The sequence below is a fragment of the Shewanella sp. 10N.286.52.A9 genome (genome assembly GCF_041468985.1).
Taxonomy (GTDB): Bacteria; Pseudomonadota; Gammaproteobacteria; order Enterobacterales; family Shewanellaceae; genus Shewanella; species Shewanella japonica.
Window position 1 is genome coordinate 1 of sequence record NZ_JBFRJQ010000021.1, and the last position, 236, is coordinate 236.

1 rRNA gene is annotated in these 236 nt (G+C 44.1%); it reads left to right on the top strand.

Annotated features, from left to right (window positions below):
- Window positions 1-28 precede the first annotated feature (28 nt).
- Window positions 29-144 (top strand): 5S ribosomal RNA (rrf, locus tag AB4128_RS15280).
- Window positions 145-236: the final 92 nt, after the last annotated feature.

A 236-nucleotide genomic window follows, 5' to 3' on the forward strand; every position in this document is an offset into this window, starting at 1 on the left:
TGCGATAAGCGATTAACATCCGAATTTGCTTGGTGACAATAGCATTGTGGTACCACCTGATCCCATCCCGAACTCAGTAGTGAAACGCAATCGCGCCGATGATAGTGTGGGGTCTCCCCATGTGAAAGTAGGTCATCGCCAAGCGCATAATTTACTCTAAAGAGTAGCTTTATCACGATAAAGCAAGTCTACTAACCTTGACAAGTTAGCGACTTAAAAAGCATTTAGCATTACGC